Raw genomic sequence first — 16,824 nt, 5'->3', positions numbered from 1 at the left:
CTCCTCCCGGCCGTCAGCGATGCCCTGGACTCGCCTGGTGGGCGCGCCAGCCACCGGAGTCGGAGATGTCGACGAGCCCGTCCCCCCGGGCGTGCACCTCGGGACGCAGCACGACGGCCAGGCTGGCCGACCCGTCGGCGAGCTCGATCACGGCGAGTTCCAGCTCGGGGGGCTCCACGGGCATGAACTCGTCGCGGACGGCCGCCAGGGGCAGTGCGCACAGCTCGCCGGGAACGGAGACCCCGCCCTCGGTGACCGGCCACAGGGCCGGGAAGCCGCCCTCGCAGGCGTAGAAGCGGTAACGCGGAGCCGTCCTCGCCTCACCGAGGAACGGGTACCGCGCGATGCCGGGGTGCACCCGACCACCGCGCATGCCCTCACCGTTGAGGAAGAGGGGGACGGCAACACCCTCCTCGGACGCGGCTGGTGGTGTCACGTGATCGCTCCTCGTCGTCGTCGGTCACCCAGTCGGCGGCGACCAGCCCGGCCAGCCGCTCCAGGAGGGGGCCCGGCCTCGCCCGTGCACCGGGCAGGGTCGGGCTCGATGTCGGTCAGCGCGTACGCGGCGCGGATCCCGGTGGGCGCCAGGTCGGCAGGGGTCAGCAGCGAGCGGCCGGCGACGGCGACGACCGGCACGTCCATCCCCCCGCGGGCACCCCCGCGACCTGCGGCGCGGACAGGGAGCCCCTGAACGTGCCCGGCGCCACCACGACGGCACGCGTCCTCCTCGCTAGTCGAGCAGGTGCATCGGCTCGAGGTCGAGCGCGGAGACGGCGGTGGGCGCGTGCTCGCCCGTGCTGGCCAGCTCCTCGAACTCCACGACGTTGTCGAGCTCGGTGCCCATCGAGATGTTGGTGACCCGCTCGAGGATGACCTCGACGACCACCGGCACGCGGTGCTCGATCAGCAGCTTCTTGGCCTCCTCCAGGGCGGGCCCGATCTGGTCGGGCTCGTGCACCCGCAGGGCCTTGCAGCCCAGTCCCTCGGCGACCTTGACGTGGTCCACGCCGTAGCCGCCGAGCTCGGGGGAGTTGACGTTGTCGAAGGCCAGCTGCACGGCGTAGTCCATGTCGAAGGCGCGCTGCGCCTGCCGGATCAGCCCCAGGTACGAGTTGTTCACCAGCACCTGGATGTAGGGCAGGTTGAACTGCGCCCCGACCGCCAGCTCCTCGATGAGGAACTGGAGGTCGTAGTCGCCGGACAGCGCCACCACCGTGGCATCCGGGTCGGCCACGCAGACGCCGAGGGCCGCGGGCACGGTCCAGCCCAGGGGCCCGGCCTGGCCGGCGTTGATCCAGTGCCGGGGTCGGTAGACGTGCAGGAACTGGCCGCCGGCGATCTGGGAGAGGCCGATGGTGCTGACGTAGCGGGTGTCCCTCCCGAACGCCTTGTTCATCTCCTCGTACACCCGCTGCGGCTTGATCGGGACGTCGTCGAAGTGGGTGCGGCGCAGCAGGGTCCGCTTGCGCCGGGCGCACTCCTCGACCCAGTCGCCGCGGTCGGGCAGCTGCCCGGCCGCCCGCCGCTCCCGGGCCACCTCGACGAAGAGCCGCAGCGCCGCTCCGGCGTCGGAGACGATGCCGAGGTCGGGGGTGAACACCCGCCCGATCTGGGTCGGCTCGATGTCGACGTGGACGAACGTGCGCCCGCGGGTGTAGGTCTGCAGCCCGCCGGTGTGCCGGTTGGCCCACCGGTTGCCGATGCCGAGCACGAGGTCCGAGGCCAGCAGGTTCTCGTTGCCGTAGCGCTGCGACGTCTGCAGCCCGGCCATGCCGGCCTGCAGCCGGTGGTCGTCGGGGATCGCGCCCCAGCCCATCAGCGTCGGGACGACCGGGACGTCGACCAGCTCGGCGAACTCCACCAGCAGGTCGGCGGCGTCGGCGTTGACGATCCCCCCGCCGGCGACGACCAGCGGCCGCTCGGCCGCGGCGAGCAGGTCGAGCGCCTTCTCGATCTGGCCGCGGGTGGCCTGCGGCTTGTAGACCGGCAGCGGCTCGTAGGCGTCGACGTCGAACTCGATCTCGGCCATCTGCACGTCGAAGGGCAGGTCGATCAGCACCGGGCCGGGCCGGCCGGAGCGCATGAGGTGGAAGGCCTGCTGGAAGGCGCGCGGCACCTGCGCCGGCTCCAGGACGGTCGTCGCCATCTTGGTGACCGGCGCGGCGATCGCGGCGATGTCGACGGCCTGGAAGTCCTCCTTGTGCAACCGGGCGGTCGGCGCCTGGCCGGTGATGCACAGGATCGGGATGGAGTCGCCGGAGGCCGAGTACAGCCCGGTGATCATGTCGGTGCCGGCCGGTCCCGACGTCCCGATGCAGACGCCGATGTTGCCGGCCTCGGCCCGGGTGTAGCCCTCCGCCATGTGCGAGGCGCCCTCGACGTGCCGGGCGAGCACGTGGGAGATGGTGCCGTTCTCGCGGAGCGCGGCGTAGAGCGGGTTGATCGCCGCTCCGGGCACGCCGAAGGCGTGCGTCACGCCTTCGCGCTGGAGGATCTGCACCGCGGCCTGGATGGCCCTCATGCGAGGCATGGGTCTCCTGTCTCCGGAGCCCGGGAGCCGGGCCCCGCGTCGTCGCGTGGGGTGTCGGGAGGAGCGGTCAGGAGCGGCCGGACAGCTGCTCGACGAGCTTGAGCAGCGCCGAGTGGTCGAGGGCGCCGTCGCCCTGGGCCTTCAGGCTGGCGACGAGCTGGGCGACGACCGCCCCGAGCGGGATGACCACCCCGGCCTCGCGGGCAGCAGAGGTCACGATGCCCAGGTCCTTGTGGTGCAGCTCGATGCGGAACCCGGGCGTGAAGTCGCGGCGGAGCATCGCCGCCGCCTTGCGGTCGAGGATCGCGTTGCCGGCCAGCCCTCCGGCGAGGACCTCGACCGCGGCCTCGGTGTCGACGCCGTGGGCCTCGAGGAAGACGATGGCCTCCGCGACGAGCTCGATGGTGCCGGCGACGATGAGCTGGTTGGCCGCCTTGACCGTCTGGCCGGAGCCGGCCGGCCCCACGTGCACGATGGTCCTGCCGACCGCCTCGAGGACGGGTCGGCTGTCGGCGAAGTCCTCCGGGCTGCCGCCGACCATGATCGAGAGGGTCGCGTCGATCGCGCCCTGCTCGCCGCCGCTCACCGGGGCGTCGAGGACGCGGACCCCGCGCTCGCGGCCCGCCTCGGCGACCCTCTTCGCGACGTCCGGGCGGATCGAGCTCATGTCGATGTGCAGGGTCCCCGGCTTGACCAGGCCGTAGAAGCCGTCCGCGCCGATGGTGACCGCCTCGACGTCCGGGGAGTCGGGGACCATGGTGACGACGACGTCGGCGTCCCGCACCGCCTCCGTGAGGCTGCCGGCTCCACGCCCGCCCCGCTCGACGAGCCGCTGGACGGGCTCGGGGCTGCGGTTGTGGCCGATGACGTCGAAGCCGGCCGTGACCAGGTTGGCGGCCATCGGGCCGCCCATGATGCCGAGGCCGATGAAGGCGACCGTTGTCATGAGGGTTCCTCCGTGTCGGGGCGGTGGGCGTTCAGGCGGCGGGGCCGCGGAGCCAGCCGAAGCTGTCGGCCGAGGCGCCGCTGGGCACGTACTCCAGCCCGACCCAGCCGTCGTAACCGGCGTCCGCGAGCCGGCCGAGGTACCGGTCGAGGTCGAGCTCCCCGGTGCCGGGCTCGTGCCGGCCGGGCGCGTCGGCGATCTGCACGTGCGCGACCCGCGAGCCGTACGTGGTGACCACCCGGTCGAGGTCCTCACCGTTGACGGCCAGGTGGTAGAGGTCGCAGAGGAAGCCCAGGCTGGTCACCCCGGTCTCCTCGGCGACGCGGTCGACCACCCCGACGGCGTCTGCCGCGGTCCGCAGCGGGTACCGGGGCGCGCCGCTGACCGGTTCGACCAGGACCGTGCCGCCGACCCGGCTCGCGGCCCGGCCGGCGAGCGCGAGGTTCTCCACCGCCAGGGCGTCCTGCTCCTCGGGCCGGGCGTCGTCGACCCGGTTGCCGTAGAGCGCGTTGAACGCGCGGCAGCCGAGCTGCTCGCCGATCCCGACGGTGACGTCGACGTTGTCCCGGAACTCCGAGGAGCGCGCGGGCCAGGACACCAGGCCCCGGTCCCCGCCCGGCATGTCGCCGGCGGAGAAGTTGAGCCCGACCAGCCGGACGCCGGCGTCGCGGACGGCGCGGACGAAGGCGTCGGCGTCGGAGTCCGACGGCACGGCGACCGGGAACGGCCACCAGAACTCGACGGCGTCGAACCCGGCCTGCCTCGCGGCAGCCGGGCGCTCCAGCAGGGGGAGTTCGGTGAAGAGGATGGAGCAGTTGACCTCGTAGCGGATGGGGCTGGCGACCATCACTTCTTCCATGGATCCGGTCGGGACGAGGGACCCGCGACGAGTTGCGTCGTCGGCGTGGCGAACGCCTGCGGGAATTGCTGTCCGGACATTAAGTACGGTGGGGAGCGCGGTCAACGGCCGATCCCACCACGAGGGTCGATATATCGGATATCCGGAATCGGGCCAGTGGGCACTCTCTCGACGGAAGTATTTCGTATATCGCACGGGATCTCGTTGACCCGGTCCATTCGCGCTCCTAGCGTCCTCCGGCACCGCACCGCCCCTCGGTGCGCCGAGCCCCTGCCCGGGAGGTCCCGTGGACGCCGCGACACCGGACCGCCGCGCCTCCCGCGCACGGGACCCGACCGGGCGTCCCTCCTCCGTCCGGGCCCGACCGGGGACGGCAGCGGGGAGGACGCAGGCCTGGTGGTGCGCGGCGTCGGCACAGACCCTGCGCACGAGCAACGGGGACGACCACTCCGCCCGGCGGAGACAGCCGACCGGCTCACCGAGGAGCGCCATGTCCACCACAGCCCGACCCGCGGCGCCGGGCAAGCGCCGCAAGCACCCCGTCGACGAGGTCCCCCCTGCGGGGAAGCTCGCGGTCTACGGCATCCAGCACCTGCTCGCCTTCTACGCCGGCGCGGTGATCGTGCCGATCCTGCTGGCCGGCGCCATCGGGCTCTCCGACCGCGAGCTCATCCACCTGATCAACGCCGACCTGTTCACCTGCGGCATCGCGTCGATCATCCAGTCGGTCGGCTTCTGGAAGGTCGGCGTCCGCCTGCCGCTGCTGCAGGGCGTCACCTTCACCGCGGTCTCGCCGATGATCGCCATCGGGCTCGCCGCGGGCGGCGGGACCGAGGGGCTGCTGGTCATCTACGGCGCGGTCATCGTCGCCGGGCTGTTCACCTTCGCCATCGCTCCGTACTTCAGCCGCCTCATCCGGTTCTTCCCCCCGGTGGTCACCGGGTCGGTCATCACGATCATCGGCATCGCGCTGCTCCCGGTGGCCGCGGCCGATGCCGTCGGTGGCGCGGCCGACCCGGACCCGGGCAACGCGCGCAACCTCGCGTACGCGCTGGGCACCCTGGCCCTGATCGTGCTCATGCAGCGGTTCTTCCGCGGCTTCCTGGCGACGGTCGCCGTCCTGGTCGGGCTGGTCGTCGGCACACTGACCGCCTGGGCGCTGGGCGACGCCACCTTCGGCGCGGTGGCCGACTCGTCGTGGATCGGCGTGACCACGCCGTTCCACTTCGGCTGGCCGAAGTTCAGCCTGGCCGCCATCGTGTCGATGATCGTGGTCATGCTGATCACCGCGGTGGAGACCACCGGTGACGTGTTCGCCACGGGCGAGATCGTCGACAAGCGGGTCGGTCGCAAGGACATCGCCGCGGCGCTGCGCGCCGACGGCCTGGCCACCACGATCGGCGGCGTCCTCAACTCCTTCCCCTACACCTGCTTCGCCGAGAACGTCGGCCTGGTGCGCCTCACCCAGGTGAAGAGCCGCTGGGTCGTCGCCGCGGCGGGCGGCTTCATGATCCTCGTCGGCCTGGTGCCCAAGGCCGGTGCCGTGGTGGCCGGCATCCCGCACCCCGTGCTCGGCGGGGCGGCGCTGGCGATGTTCGCGACCGTGGCGGTCGTCGGCATCCAGACGCTGAGCCGGGTGGACTTCAACGACCACCGCAACGTGGTCATCGTCGCCACCAGCCTGGGGCTGGCGCTGCTGGTCACCGTCCAGCCGGGGATCGCCGAGGCGGTGCCGTCGTGGGCCCGGATCATCCTCGGCAGCGGCATCACGCTGGGCAGCATCTCCGCGATCGTGCTGAACGCCGTCTTCCACCACATCGGGCGCCCCCACGGCCCCGCCGTCGCCGGCATCCCGGGGCAGCGGCAGGTCCGGCTGCAGGACGTCAACGCGATGAGCCGCGAGGAGTTCGTCGCCACGTTCGGCCGGCTGTTCCAGGGCCCGACGTGGGTGGTGGAGAACGCCTACACCCAGCGGCCGTTCGCCGACACCGCCTCGCTGCGGCTGGCGTTCCAGGAGGCCCTGTTCGCGGCCACCCCGGAGCAGCAGCGGCAGCTGATGGACGCCTACCCGGCGCTGGGCAGCGACACGGTCGCCGAGGGGACGGCGGGGGAGCAGTCCACCCTCGACCAGGCGACCGCGGGCCTCACCCGGCTGACCGACGAGGACCACGCCGCCTTCCGCGAGGTGACCACCGCGTACCGGGAGAAGTTCGGCTTCCCGCTCATCGTCTGCGTCCGCGACAACCCCAGCCGGGAGCGGATCCTCGAGCAGGGCCGGGCCCGCATGCAGAACTCGCCCGTCCAGGAGCACGCGGCCGCGCTCATCGAGATCGCGAAGATCGCCGGGCACCGGTTCGACGACCTGGTGGCCGACGCCAACCCGATCCACAGCGCGCGGACCCAGCGCTACGGCGCGACCGCGCTGTAACCAGCACGCGGGAGGCTGGAGGCGACCTCCGGCCCCGGCCGGGCGGCGGACCGCCGCCCGGCCGGCCCGAGACAGACAGGAGCAGCAGCGATGCAGTCGCCAGCCGTCACCGTGAACGGGCGGTCGATCCCGCTCGACGGCACCACGCCACACACCACCGCGCTCGACTGGCTGCGGACGCAGGGACTCGTCGGGTGCAAGGAGGGCTGCGCCGAGGGGGAGTGCGGGGCGTGCTCCGTCCTCGTCGCGCGGCCCGGGAGGACGACCCCCACGCGGTGGACGGCCCTCAACGCCTGCCTGGTCCCCGTCGCCGCCCTCGCCGGACAGGAGCTGGTGACCGCCGAGGGCCTGGGCACCCCGGACGCGCTGCACCCCGTCCAGCGGGAGATGGCCGAGCGGGGCGGCTCGCAGTGCGGGTACTGCACCCCCGGCTTCGTCTGCAGCATGGCGGCGGAGTACTACCGCGCCGACCGCGCCCCGGCCGCGGCCTCCGACGGCCACGGGGGCGGCGGGCCGGACCACCTGCACGGCCCGAACGGGTTCGACCTGCACGCCCTCAGCGGCAACCTCTGCCGCTGCACCGGTTACCGGCCCATCCGCGACGCCGCCTTCGCGCTCGGCGCCCCGGAGGACGACGACCTGCTGGCGGCCCGGCGCAGCCAGCCGCCACCGGAGGTGCGCGCGACCCGCGTCGCCGCCGACGGGGCGGAGTTCGTCCGGCCGTCCGGGCTCGCCGAGGCGCTGACCCTGCTGGCCGAGCGGCCCGAGGCGCTGCTCGTCGCCGGGTGCACCGACTGGGGCGTCGACGTCAACCTGCGCGGGCAGCGCGCGCCGTTGGTGGTGGCGATCGACCAGCTCCCGGAGCTGCGCGGCTTCGCCGTCACGGACTCCGCGGTGGAGATCGGTGCGGCGCTGAGCCTGTCGGAGGTCGAGGAGCGGCTCGCCGGACGGCTCCCGCTGCTCGACCAGGTCTTCCCCCAGTTCGCCTCGCGGCTGATCCGCAACGGCGCCACGATCGGCGGCAACCTCGGCACCGGCTCGCCCATCGGCGACACGACGCCGGCGCTGCTGGCCCTCGAGGCGACCGTCGTCCTCGCCTCGCTCGACGGCGAGCGCGAGGTGCCGCTGGCCGACTACTTCACCGGGTACCGCCGCAGCGTGCGACGCGCCGACGAGGTCATCCGCGCCGTCCGGGTGCCGCTGCCCCCGGCCGGGCTGGCCGCCTTCCACAAGGTGGCCAAGCGGCGCTTCGACGACATCTCCAGCGTCGCGATCGCCTTCGCCCTCGACGTGCGCGGCGGCGTCGTGCGGCGGGCGCGGATCGGCCTCGGCGGGGTGGCCGCCACGCCGGTGCGCGCCCGGGCCACCGAGGAGGCCCTCACCGACCGGCCGTGGGACGCCGACACGGTGCGGGAGGCGGCCGCCGTGCTGGCCGGCGAGGGCACCCCGATCGACGACCACCGGTCCAGCGCCGCCTACCGGTCGGCGATGTTGGGCCAGGCCCTGCACCGGCTGTTCGCCGAGAACCCGACGCCTTCGGAGGTGGGAGCATGAGCGCGTTGTCCGAGCGGCCGGCCGAGCCGGTGGTGGGCCGGGCCGTGCCGCACGAGAGCGCCGCCCTGCACGTCACGGGCCAGGCCCTCTACACCGACGACCTGGTGGGGCGCACCAAGGACGTGCTGCACGCCTGGCCCGTGCAGGTCATGCACGCGCACGCCCGCGTGACCGCGTTGCGCACGGAGCCGGCCCACGCCGTCCCCGGCGTCGTCCGGGTGCTCACCGCCGAGGACGTCCCCGGGGTCAACGACGCCGGGGTCAAGCACGACGAGCCGCTGTTCCCCGACGAGGTCATGTTCTACGGCCACGCCGTCTGCTGGGTGCTCGGCGAGACGATCGAGGCCGCCCGGCTCGGTGCGGAGGCCGTCGAGGTGGAGATCGAGCCGCTGCCCGCGCTGGTGACCGTCCGGGAGGCGATCGCCGCCGGCAGTTTCCAGGGCGGGCAGCCGCGCCTGGAGCGCGGCGACGTGGAGGCCGGTCTCGCCGGCGCGGCGCACGTGTTCAGCGGCGAGCTGGAGTTCGCCGGCCAGGAGCACTTCTACCTGGAGACGCACTGCTCGCTGGCGCACGTCGACGAGAACGGGCAGGTGTTCGTGCAGAGCAGCACGCAGCACCCGTCGGAGACCCAGGAGATCGTGGCCCACGTGCTCGGGCTGACCAACTCGCAGGTCACCGTGCAGTGCCTGCGGATGGGCGGCGGCTTCGGCGGCAAGGAGATGCAGCCGCACGGCTTCGCCGCGATCGCCGCGCTGGGCGCCACGCTCACCGACCGGCCGGTCCGGCTGCGGCTCAACCGCTCGCAGGACATGACCATGTCGGGCAAGCGGCACGGGTTCGCCGCCCGGTGGCGGGTGGGCTTCGACGAGTCGGGCCGCCTGCAGGCGCTGGACGCCACGCTGACCTCGGACGGCGGCTGGAGCCTCGACCTGTCCGAGCCGGTGCTGGCCCGGGCGCTGTGCCACGTCGACAACGCCTACTGGATCCCGAACGTCCGGGTGAACGGCCGGATCGCGAAGACCAACAAGACCTCGCAGACGGCGTTCCGCGGGTTCGGCGGTCCGCAGGGCATGCTGGTGATCGAGGACGTCCTGGGCCGCTGCGCGCCGCTGCTCGGGCTGGAGGCGGCCGAGCTGCGGCGCCGCAACTTCTACACCGCGGGCCGGACGACGCCCTACGGGCAGCCGGTGCGCCACCCCGAGCGGCTGGCGGCCATCTGGCAGGAGCTGCTCGAGACGAGCGACGTCGCCGGACGGCACCGCGAGGTCGAGGAGTTCAACGCCACCCATCCGCACCGCAAGCGGGGCCTGGCGGTCACGCCGGTCAAGTTCGGCATCTCGTTCAACCTGACGGCGTTCAACCAGGGCGGCGCCCTCGTGCACGTCTACAAGGACGGGTCGGTGCTGATCAACCACGGCGGCACCGAGATGGGCCAGGGCCTGCACACCAAGATGCTGCAGGTCGCGGCGACCACGCTCGGGATCCCGCTGTCCCGGGTCCGGCTGGCGCCGACGCGCACCGACAAGGTGCCCAACACGTCGGCCACGGCGGCGAGCTCCGGCGCCGACCTCAACGGGGCGGCGATCAAGAACGCCTGCGAGCAGATCCGCGGGCGCCTGGCGCAGGTCGCCGCGGAGCGGCTCGGGATCAGCCCCGCCGACGTGCGCTTCGTCCACGGCTCGGTGCACGGCATCGCGTTCGCCAGCGACCGGCTCACGTGGGAGGAGGTCGTCACGGCGGCCTACTTCCAGCGCGTCCAGCTGTGGGCCGCGGGCTTCTACCGGACCGAGGGGCTGCACTGGGACTCGTCGCGGATGCAGGGCGAGCCGTTCAAGTACTTCGCCTACGGCGCCGCGGCGGCGGAGGTCGAGGTCGACGGGTTCACCGGGGCCTACCGCACCCGGCGGGTCGACATCGTGCACGACGTCGGCGACTCGCTCTCACCGCTGGTGGACCTGGGGCAGATCGAGGGCGGCTTCGTGCAGGGCGCCGGGTGGCTCACCCTCGAGGACCTGCGCTGGGAGGAACGCGAGGGCCCGCACCACGGGCGGCTGGCCACGCAGGCGGCCAGCACCTACAAGCTGCCGAGCTTCTCGGAGATGCCCGAGGAGTTCAACGTGCGACTGCTGCGCAACGCGACCGAGGAGGGCGTGGTGTACGGCTCCAAGGCCGTCGGCGAGCCGCCCCTCATGCTCGCCTTCTCCGTCCGCGAGGCGCTGCGCCAGGCCGCTGCCGCGTTCGGGCCGCCCGGGCTCAGCGTCGACCTGGCCTCGCCCGCGACGCCGGAGGCCGTCTACTGGGCCGTCGAGCAGGCCCGGCGGAGCACCGAGCACGGGCACGTCGACGAGGGCGCCCCCGGCGTCCTCCCCGACCAGCCGGGCCCGGACGCGCCGCCCATGGTGCCGTTCTCCGAGCGCGCCCAGCTGATGACCCGCACGTGAGGGAGCGGTCGTGGAGTGGACGAAGGCGGTCGAGGAGCTGCGCGCCGGCCGGCGCCGCGGCGTGCTGGTCACGGTGGCGGCGGTCCGCGGGCACGCCCCCCGCGAGGCCGGCGCCAAGATGGTCGTCGCCGCCGACCGCACCTGGTGCTCGGTCGGCGGCGGCAACCTCGAGGCGGTGGCGGTGGCCCGGGCGCGGGAGCTGCTCGACACCGGGGGCTCGCGGCCCGAGCTGCTGACCGTCGCCCTGTCGGACAAGGCCCCGTACCAGCACGGCGTCCAGTGCTGCGGGGGAGAGGTGACGCTGCTGCTGGAGCCGCTGCCGGTCGCGCCGGCGGTCGCCGTCTTCGGCATCGGGCACGTCGGGCTGGAGCTGGCGCGGATCCTCGCCCGGCGCGACCTGGACCTGCACCTGGTCGACTCGCGCCCGGAGCAGCTCGCCGACGAGCGGCTGGCCGTGCTGGCCGACGCGGTGGCGACGGTGCACGTGCACCACGTGCCGGTGCTGCCGGAGCTGGTGCTGGCCGAGCTGCCGCCCGGAGCGCACGTGCTGGTCATGACGCACGACCACGCCGAGGACGCCGCCCTCTGCGACGCCGCGCTGCGCACCCCCGGTCTGGGCTCCATCGGGCTCATCGGCTCGGCGGCGAAGTGGTCCCGCTTCCGGCGCAAGCTCGCCGACGAGGGCCACCCGGACGAGGCGATCGACCGGATCACCACGCCCATCGGGCTGCCCGGGCTCATCGGCAAGGACCCGTCGACCATCGCGATCGGTGTGGCCGCCGCCCTGGTGGCGACGCTCGAGCGGGAGGCGGCGGGGACGGACGGCGCGCAGGCCGCCGCGGACGGGAGACGGGTCCCGGCCCCGGGAGCACCGTCGTGACGCTCTACCGGGGCACGGTCCTCGACACCCCCGTCGACCCGTTCACGGGAGGGACGCTCCGCGCCGACGCCGACGCCGGGCTGCTCGTGCGCGACGGGACGATCGGGGCCCGGGGCGGCTTCGCCGAGCTGCGCGCGCGGCACCCCGGCGAGGAGGTCGTCGACCTGCGCGGCGGGCTGGTGCTGCCGGGCTTCGTCGACACCCACGTGCACTTCCCCCAGGTCCGGGCGATCGGCGGGCTGGGCATGCCGCTGCTGGACTGGCTCTCCCGCTGCGCCCTCCCCGAGGAGGCGAGGCTGGCCGACCCCGGGTACGCCCGAGCCGTCGCGGCGGAGTTCGTCAGCGGTCTGGTCCAGGCGGGCACGACGACGGCGCTGGTGTTCGGCGCCCACTTCGCCCCGGCGGTCGACGCGCTGTTCGCCGAGGCCGCCCGCACCGGCCTGCGGGTCACCAGCGGTCTCGTCGTCAGCGACCGGCTGCTGCGCGACGAGCTCCTGACGACGCCGCAGCGCGCCTACGACGAGGGGCTCGCCCTGGCCCGGCGCTGGCACGGGGTCGGAGCCAACCGCTACGCCGTCATCCCGCGGTTCTCGCTGTCGTGCGGCGACGCTCTCCTGCAGTCGTGCGCATCGCTGCTGACCGACGTCGAGGGGTCGTGGTTCACCTCGCACGTCAACGAGAACGTCCGTGAGATCGCCGCCGTCGCCGAGCTCTTCGACGGCTGCCGGTACCTGGACACCTACGACCGGCACGGACTCATCGGCCGACGCAGCGTGCTGGCGCACAACGTGCACCCCACGGACGACGAGCTGACCTGCCTGGCCGCGCGGGGCGCGAGCGTCGCCCACTGCCCGACCAGCAACGCGGCCCTCGGCAGCGGGCTCTTCCCGCTCGCCCGCCACCTGGCCCACGGCGTCCGGGTGGCGCTCGGCTCCGACGTCGGCGCCGGCACGGGGTTCTGCCTGCTCAAGGAGGGACTGCAGGCCTACTTCGTGCAGCAGCTGCTCGGGGACGACGGCGCGGAGCTGACGTCGACCCACCTGCTGCACCTCGCGACCGCCGCCGGAGCCGACGTGCTCGGGCTCCGGGACCAGACCGGTGACCTCGGAGCCGGGCGGCGCTTCGACGCCGTGTGGCTGCGGCCCTCCGCAGGCACGACCCTCGACGTCGCGCTGCGCCACGCGGCGGACCCGGAGGACGCCCTGGCCAAGGCGTTCGTGCTGGGCTCACCGGCCGACATCGACACGGTGTGGGTGGACGGCCGGCCGTGCCGGAGCAGGAACCCCGTCGCCTGACGTCCGCGCGGGTGCGGTGGGCGGCCAGGTCCACGGCGTCGACGGCTCGCTCCGGCACCCGCGGGGGCCCGACGTCGCCGGTCCGACCGGGCGCACCCGGTGCACGGGCCGGGGGTCCCTGCGCAATTCCCCCACCGGTCTCCCGGGAATTCGGCTGCCCGGACGCCGGGTGCGTCCGGTGTGATCGTCGGTCCTCCGTGGCGGAGCAAATGTCGGGCCAATGTCGAATGCATTTCGACGGCGCGCAGTATGTCGTATATCGAGCCCGGGACCATTGACCGGGACACGCGCCCACTCCTAGCGTTCCGGACAACGGACAGGCGTTTCGACGGGGTCCGGGAAGCGTGCGATCGGCACCCGGTGCCGGTGCTCCCGCACCCCTCTCCTCCGCCGTTTCCCCGTGCTCGGACCACTCCACCGCCCTCTTCCCTCGGCAACGGGAGGCCTCGTGACCCGGTACGACACGGTCCTGCGCGCTCGCCGCCTCGTGACGGCCGGCCGCGAGCAGGCCGGCTGCGTCGGGGTCACCGACGGGCGCATCGCCGCCGTCGAGCCGCTGGAGTCGGGTCTGGAGGGACGGCGCGTCGTCGAGCTCGACGAGGACGTCGTCCTGCTCCCCGGCCTGGTCGACGCCCACGTGCACGTCAACGAACCCGGCCGCACCGAGTGGGAGGGGTTCGCGTCGGCGACGCGGGCGGCTGCTGCCGGTGGCGTCACCACGATCCTGGACATGCCGCTCAACAGCATCCCGCCGACGGTGGACGTGGCCGCGCTGGAGGTGAAGCGCAAGAGCGCCTCCGGCCAGATCTCGGTCGACGTCGGCTTCTGGGGCGGCGCCGTCCCCGGGAACCTGGGCGAGCTGACCGCGCTGCACGCCGCGGGCGTCTTCGGCTTCAAGTGCTTCCTGGTGCACTCGGGTGTCGAGGAGTTCCCCCCGCTGCGTCCTGCGGACCTCGAGGACTACCTGCGGGTCCTGCGGACCGTCGACGGGCTGCTCATCGTCCACGCCGAGGACGGTGACGCGATCGAGCAGGCCCCCAGCGTGCACAGCGACGACTACCGCGATTTCCTGTCCTCACGGCCACGGGTGGCGGAGGACCGGGCCATCGGCCGGGTCATCGACGCCGCCCGGGCCACGGGTGCGCGGGCGCACATCCTGCACCTGTCCAGCAGCGACGCCCTCCCGCTGATCGCCGGGGCGCGCCGCGACGGCGTCCGGATCACCGCCGAGACCTGTCCTCACTACCTGACGTTCGCGGCCGAGGAGATCCCCGCGGGCGCGACGCAGTTCAAGTGCTGCCCGCCCATCCGGGAGGCGGCCAACCGCGAGCGGCTGTGGCAGGGACTCGCCGACGGGACGATCGACTGCATCGTCTCCGACCACTCGCCGTGCACCCCGGAGCTCAAGCGGCTCGACCTGGGCGACTTCGCGCAGGCGTGGGGCGGCATCTCCTCCCTCCAGCTCGGCCTCTCCGACGTGTGGACCGAGGCCCGGCGGCGCGGTTTCGCCCTCGCCGACGTCGTGCGCTGGATGGCCGAGCGGCCGGCGCAGCTCGCCGGGCTGCAGCGCAAGGGCCGCATCGAGCCCGGCTGCGACGCCGACTTCTGCGTCTTCGCGCCGGACGACGGCTTCGTCGTCGACCCCGCCACGCTCTTCCACCGCAACCCGATCACCCCGTACGCGGGCCGGCGGCTCGACGGGGTCGTCCGCAGCACCTGGCTGCGCGGCCTCGAGACAGGCGGCGCAGGGCCGGCCGGCGACCGACCGCGGGGCCACCTGCTGACCCGAGGAGAGGCATGACAGCGAGCAGCCCAGTACAGGAACGGTCCGGCGTCGCGACGGCGGCCCCCGGAGCCGACGCGGCGCCGGTGCCGGAGGACTTCACCCACCTGCCCGACCTGGCCTCGCGCAGCCTGGGCGGCAGCGTCGTCTACGCCAACGACGAGCTGTTCGCCGAGCGGGAGAACCTGATCAAGCCGGGGGCGCCGTCCTACTCGACGTACACCTTCGGGCACAAGGGTCAGGTCTACGACGGCTGGGAGACCCGCCGGCGCCGCGAGCCCGGCCACGACTCCGCCATCGTGCGCCTGGGGGTGCCGGGGATCGTGCGGGGGGTCGTCGTCGACACCGCCTTCTTCACGGGCAACTACCCGCCCGCCGTGTCGGTCGAGGGTGCCGCGGTCGAGGGCTACCCCTCCCCGGCGGAGCTGCTGGACGCGGAGTGGGTCCCCCTGGTGCCCCGCTCGCCGGCCGCCGGTGACACGCAGAACGTCTTCGCGGTCGACCAGCCGCAGCGCTTCACCCACGTCCGCCTGTGCATGTACCCCGACGGCGGGGTGGCCCGGCTGCGGGTGCACGGCGAGGTGGTCCCCGACCCCCGGTTCCTGGCGGACGGAGCCGTCGACCTGGCCGCCCTCGCCAACGGGGGCGTGGTGAGCGGCTGCAGCAACATGTTCTTCTCCTCGCCCACGAACCTCATCTCGCCCGGCCTGGCGCGGCTGATGGGGGAGGGGTGGGAGACCGCCCGCCGCCGCGACGACGGCAACGACTGGGTGGAGTTCTCCCTGGCCGGGCCCGGCGTGGTGCGCCTGGCCGAGCTGGACACCAGCTGGTTCGTGGGCAACGCCCCCGGCTGGGCCTCCCTCCGCGGCACCCGCCGCGGACCCGGTGCGCCGGCCGGTCCGGAGGACTGGACCGAGCTGCTGCCCCGGACCCGGCTGCAGCCCGACACCCGCCACCTGTTCCGCCTGCCCGACGTCGGCGAGGTCGACACCGTCCGGCTCGACGTCTTCCCCGACGGCGGGATGGCCCGGGTGCGGCTGCACGGCGCCCTCAGTGACCGGGGACGGGCCGAGCTGGGACTGCGCTGGTTCAACAGCCTGCCGGCCGCCCAGGCCCGGCAGGTGCTGGACCAGGAGTGCGGCCTGGACGGCACGGCGGCCGACGACGTCCTCGCCGGCCGTCCGGTTCCCGACCCGAGCGCGCTCCCCGGCGCCGTCCGCTCCCTGCTGACGGGAGGCGCCCGGTGAGCGGGTCCGTGGACGCGCTGCGGGCCGGTCTGGAGACGCTGGACGCGCTGCCCGCCGACCGGGCCGGGGAGCAGCTGGCCGCCTGCTGCGCGGCCCGCGCCTGGGTCGCCCGCATGGTCGCCGGCCGGCCCTACGCCGACGTCGACGACCTCCTGGCCGCCAGCGACCGGGCGATCCAGGAACTCGGACCCGACGACCTGGCCGAGGCCCTGGCGGCGCACCCCCGCATCGGACAGCGGGTGGCCGGCTCGTCTCCCGAGGCCGCCTGGTCCCGGCAGGAGCAGTCGGGGATGGACGACGCCGACACCGAGGTCCGCGCCGCGTTGCGCGAGGGCAACCTCGCCTACGAGGAGCGCTTCGACCGGGTCTTCCTGATCCGCGCGGCCGGCCGGTCACCCGCGGAGATGCTCACCGAGCTGCGCCGCCGGCTGGGCAACGACCCCGAGACCGAACGGCGCGAGGTCGCCGAGCAGCTGCGGCAGATCACCCGCCTCCGGCTGGAGAGGTCGCTGCAGCCGTGAGCTCCCTGTCGACGCACGTCCTCGACGCCGTCTCCGGGCAGCCCGCCGCAGGCGTGCGGGTGACCCTGGAACGCCGTGCGGGGGAGGACTGGCAGCCGCTCGGGGACGGCGTCACCGACGCCGACGGCCGGCTGCGCGACCTGGCCCCCGACGGGCTCGACGCCGGTGTGCACCGCCTGACCTTCGCCACGGGCGACTACTTCGCGGCAACCGGCCAGACCGGCTTCTACCCCGAGGTGACGGTGGCCTTCACCGTGACCGAGGACCGGCACCACCACGTCCCCCTGCTGCTCAGCCCGTACGCCTACTCCACCTACCGAGGTTCCTAGAACAGGAGTGA

At 73.9% G+C, this 16,824-nt stretch carries 13 protein-coding genes; 9 read left to right on the top strand and 4 right to left on the bottom strand.

The genetic code is table 11. The annotated features are described in order from the left end of the window. Positions 1-13: 13 nt before the first annotated feature. From ACI79G_RS01250 to ACI79G_RS01235, 4 genes are all read right to left on the bottom strand, one after another. A complete protein-coding gene (locus tag ACI79G_RS01250) occupies positions 14-436 on the bottom strand; it encodes an allophanate hydrolase-related protein (RefSeq protein ID WP_456878979.1) in 423 nt (140 codons plus the stop codon). Between the two features lie 294 nt (positions 437-730). Next, a complete protein-coding gene (gene gcl, locus ACI79G_RS01245; RefSeq protein ID WP_456878977.1) occupies positions 731-2,521 on the bottom strand; it encodes a glyoxylate carboligase in 1,791 nt (596 codons plus the stop codon). Positions 2,522-2,597: 76 nt separating this feature from the next. Further along, positions 2,598-3,476 carry a 2-hydroxy-3-oxopropionate reductase gene (locus ACI79G_RS01240; RefSeq protein ID WP_456878975.1) on the bottom strand — a complete coding sequence of 293 codons (879 nt, stop codon included), beginning with the start codon at positions 3,474-3,476 and terminating at the stop codon, positions 2,598-2,600. A 31-nt stretch (positions 3,477-3,507) separates the two neighbouring features. Beyond that, on the bottom strand, positions 3,508-4,323 hold the full coding sequence (locus tag ACI79G_RS01235; RefSeq protein WP_456878973.1) for a hydroxypyruvate isomerase family protein: 816 nt from the start codon (positions 4,321-4,323) through the stop codon (positions 3,508-3,510). A 502-nt stretch (positions 4,324-4,825) separates the two neighbouring features. Here ACI79G_RS01235 and uraD (ACI79G_RS01230) point away from each other — a divergent pair. The 9 genes from uraD (ACI79G_RS01230) to uraH all read left to right on the top strand — a co-directional run bounded on the left by uraD (ACI79G_RS01230) (position 4,826) and on the right by uraH (position 16,813). Continuing rightward, positions 4,826-6,763 carry a 2-oxo-4-hydroxy-4-carboxy-5-ureidoimidazoline decarboxylase gene (gene uraD / locus ACI79G_RS01230; protein WP_456878971.1) on the top strand — a complete coding sequence of 646 codons (1,938 nt, stop codon included), beginning with the start codon at positions 4,826-4,828 and terminating at the stop codon, positions 6,761-6,763. A 90-nt stretch (positions 6,764-6,853) separates the two neighbouring features. Continuing rightward, entirely contained in the window at positions 6,854-8,317 is a 1,464-nt protein-coding gene (locus ACI79G_RS01225) for a xanthine dehydrogenase small subunit (protein ID WP_456878969.1), read from the top strand. Then, positions 8,314-10,758, top strand: coding sequence for a xanthine dehydrogenase molybdopterin binding subunit (gene xdhB, locus ACI79G_RS01220; RefSeq protein ID WP_456878967.1), 2,445 nt, complete (start codon positions 8,314-8,316; stop codon positions 10,756-10,758). The genes ACI79G_RS01225 and xdhB overlap by 4 nt, the downstream gene beginning before the upstream one ends. A 10-nt stretch (positions 10,759-10,768) precedes the next feature. After that, positions 10,769-11,638 (top strand): xanthine dehydrogenase accessory protein XdhC, encoded by an 870-nt coding sequence (gene xdhC / locus ACI79G_RS01215; protein WP_456878966.1) that lies wholly within the window; start codon positions 10,769-10,771, stop codon positions 11,636-11,638. After that, positions 11,635-12,933: a guanine deaminase gene (locus ACI79G_RS01210; protein ID WP_456878963.1), complete on the top strand. Its 1,299-nt coding sequence runs from the start codon at positions 11,635-11,637 to the stop codon at positions 12,931-12,933. The genes xdhC and ACI79G_RS01210 overlap by 4 nt, the downstream gene beginning before the upstream one ends. A 448-nt stretch (positions 12,934-13,381) precedes the next feature. Further along, positions 13,382-14,734, top strand: coding sequence for an allantoinase AllB (gene allB, locus ACI79G_RS01205; RefSeq protein WP_456878961.1), 1,353 nt, complete (start codon positions 13,382-13,384; stop codon positions 14,732-14,734). Beyond that, the gene (gene alc, locus ACI79G_RS01200; RefSeq protein WP_456878959.1) at positions 14,731-15,963 is read left to right on the top strand and encodes an allantoicase; all 1,233 of its coding nucleotides are present in this window, start codon (positions 14,731-14,733) and stop codon (positions 15,961-15,963) included. The genes allB and alc overlap by 4 nt, the downstream gene beginning before the upstream one ends. Then, positions 15,960-16,484: a 2-oxo-4-hydroxy-4-carboxy-5-ureidoimidazoline decarboxylase gene (gene uraD, locus ACI79G_RS01195; RefSeq protein WP_456878958.1), complete on the top strand. Its 525-nt coding sequence runs from the start codon at positions 15,960-15,962 to the stop codon at positions 16,482-16,484. Before alc ends, uraD (ACI79G_RS01195) begins: the two co-directional genes overlap by 4 nt. Then, complete coding sequence (gene uraH / locus ACI79G_RS01190) at positions 16,481-16,813, top strand: hydroxyisourate hydrolase (RefSeq protein ID WP_456878956.1); 333 nt, start codon at positions 16,481-16,483, stop codon at positions 16,811-16,813. Before uraD (ACI79G_RS01195) ends, uraH begins: the two co-directional genes overlap by 4 nt. The last annotated feature ends 11 nt before the right edge of the window (positions 16,814-16,824 follow it).

Source organism: Geodermatophilus sp. SYSU D00779, from assembly GCF_054050595.1.
This window is presented reverse-complemented; position numbering and strand designations above follow the sequence as displayed.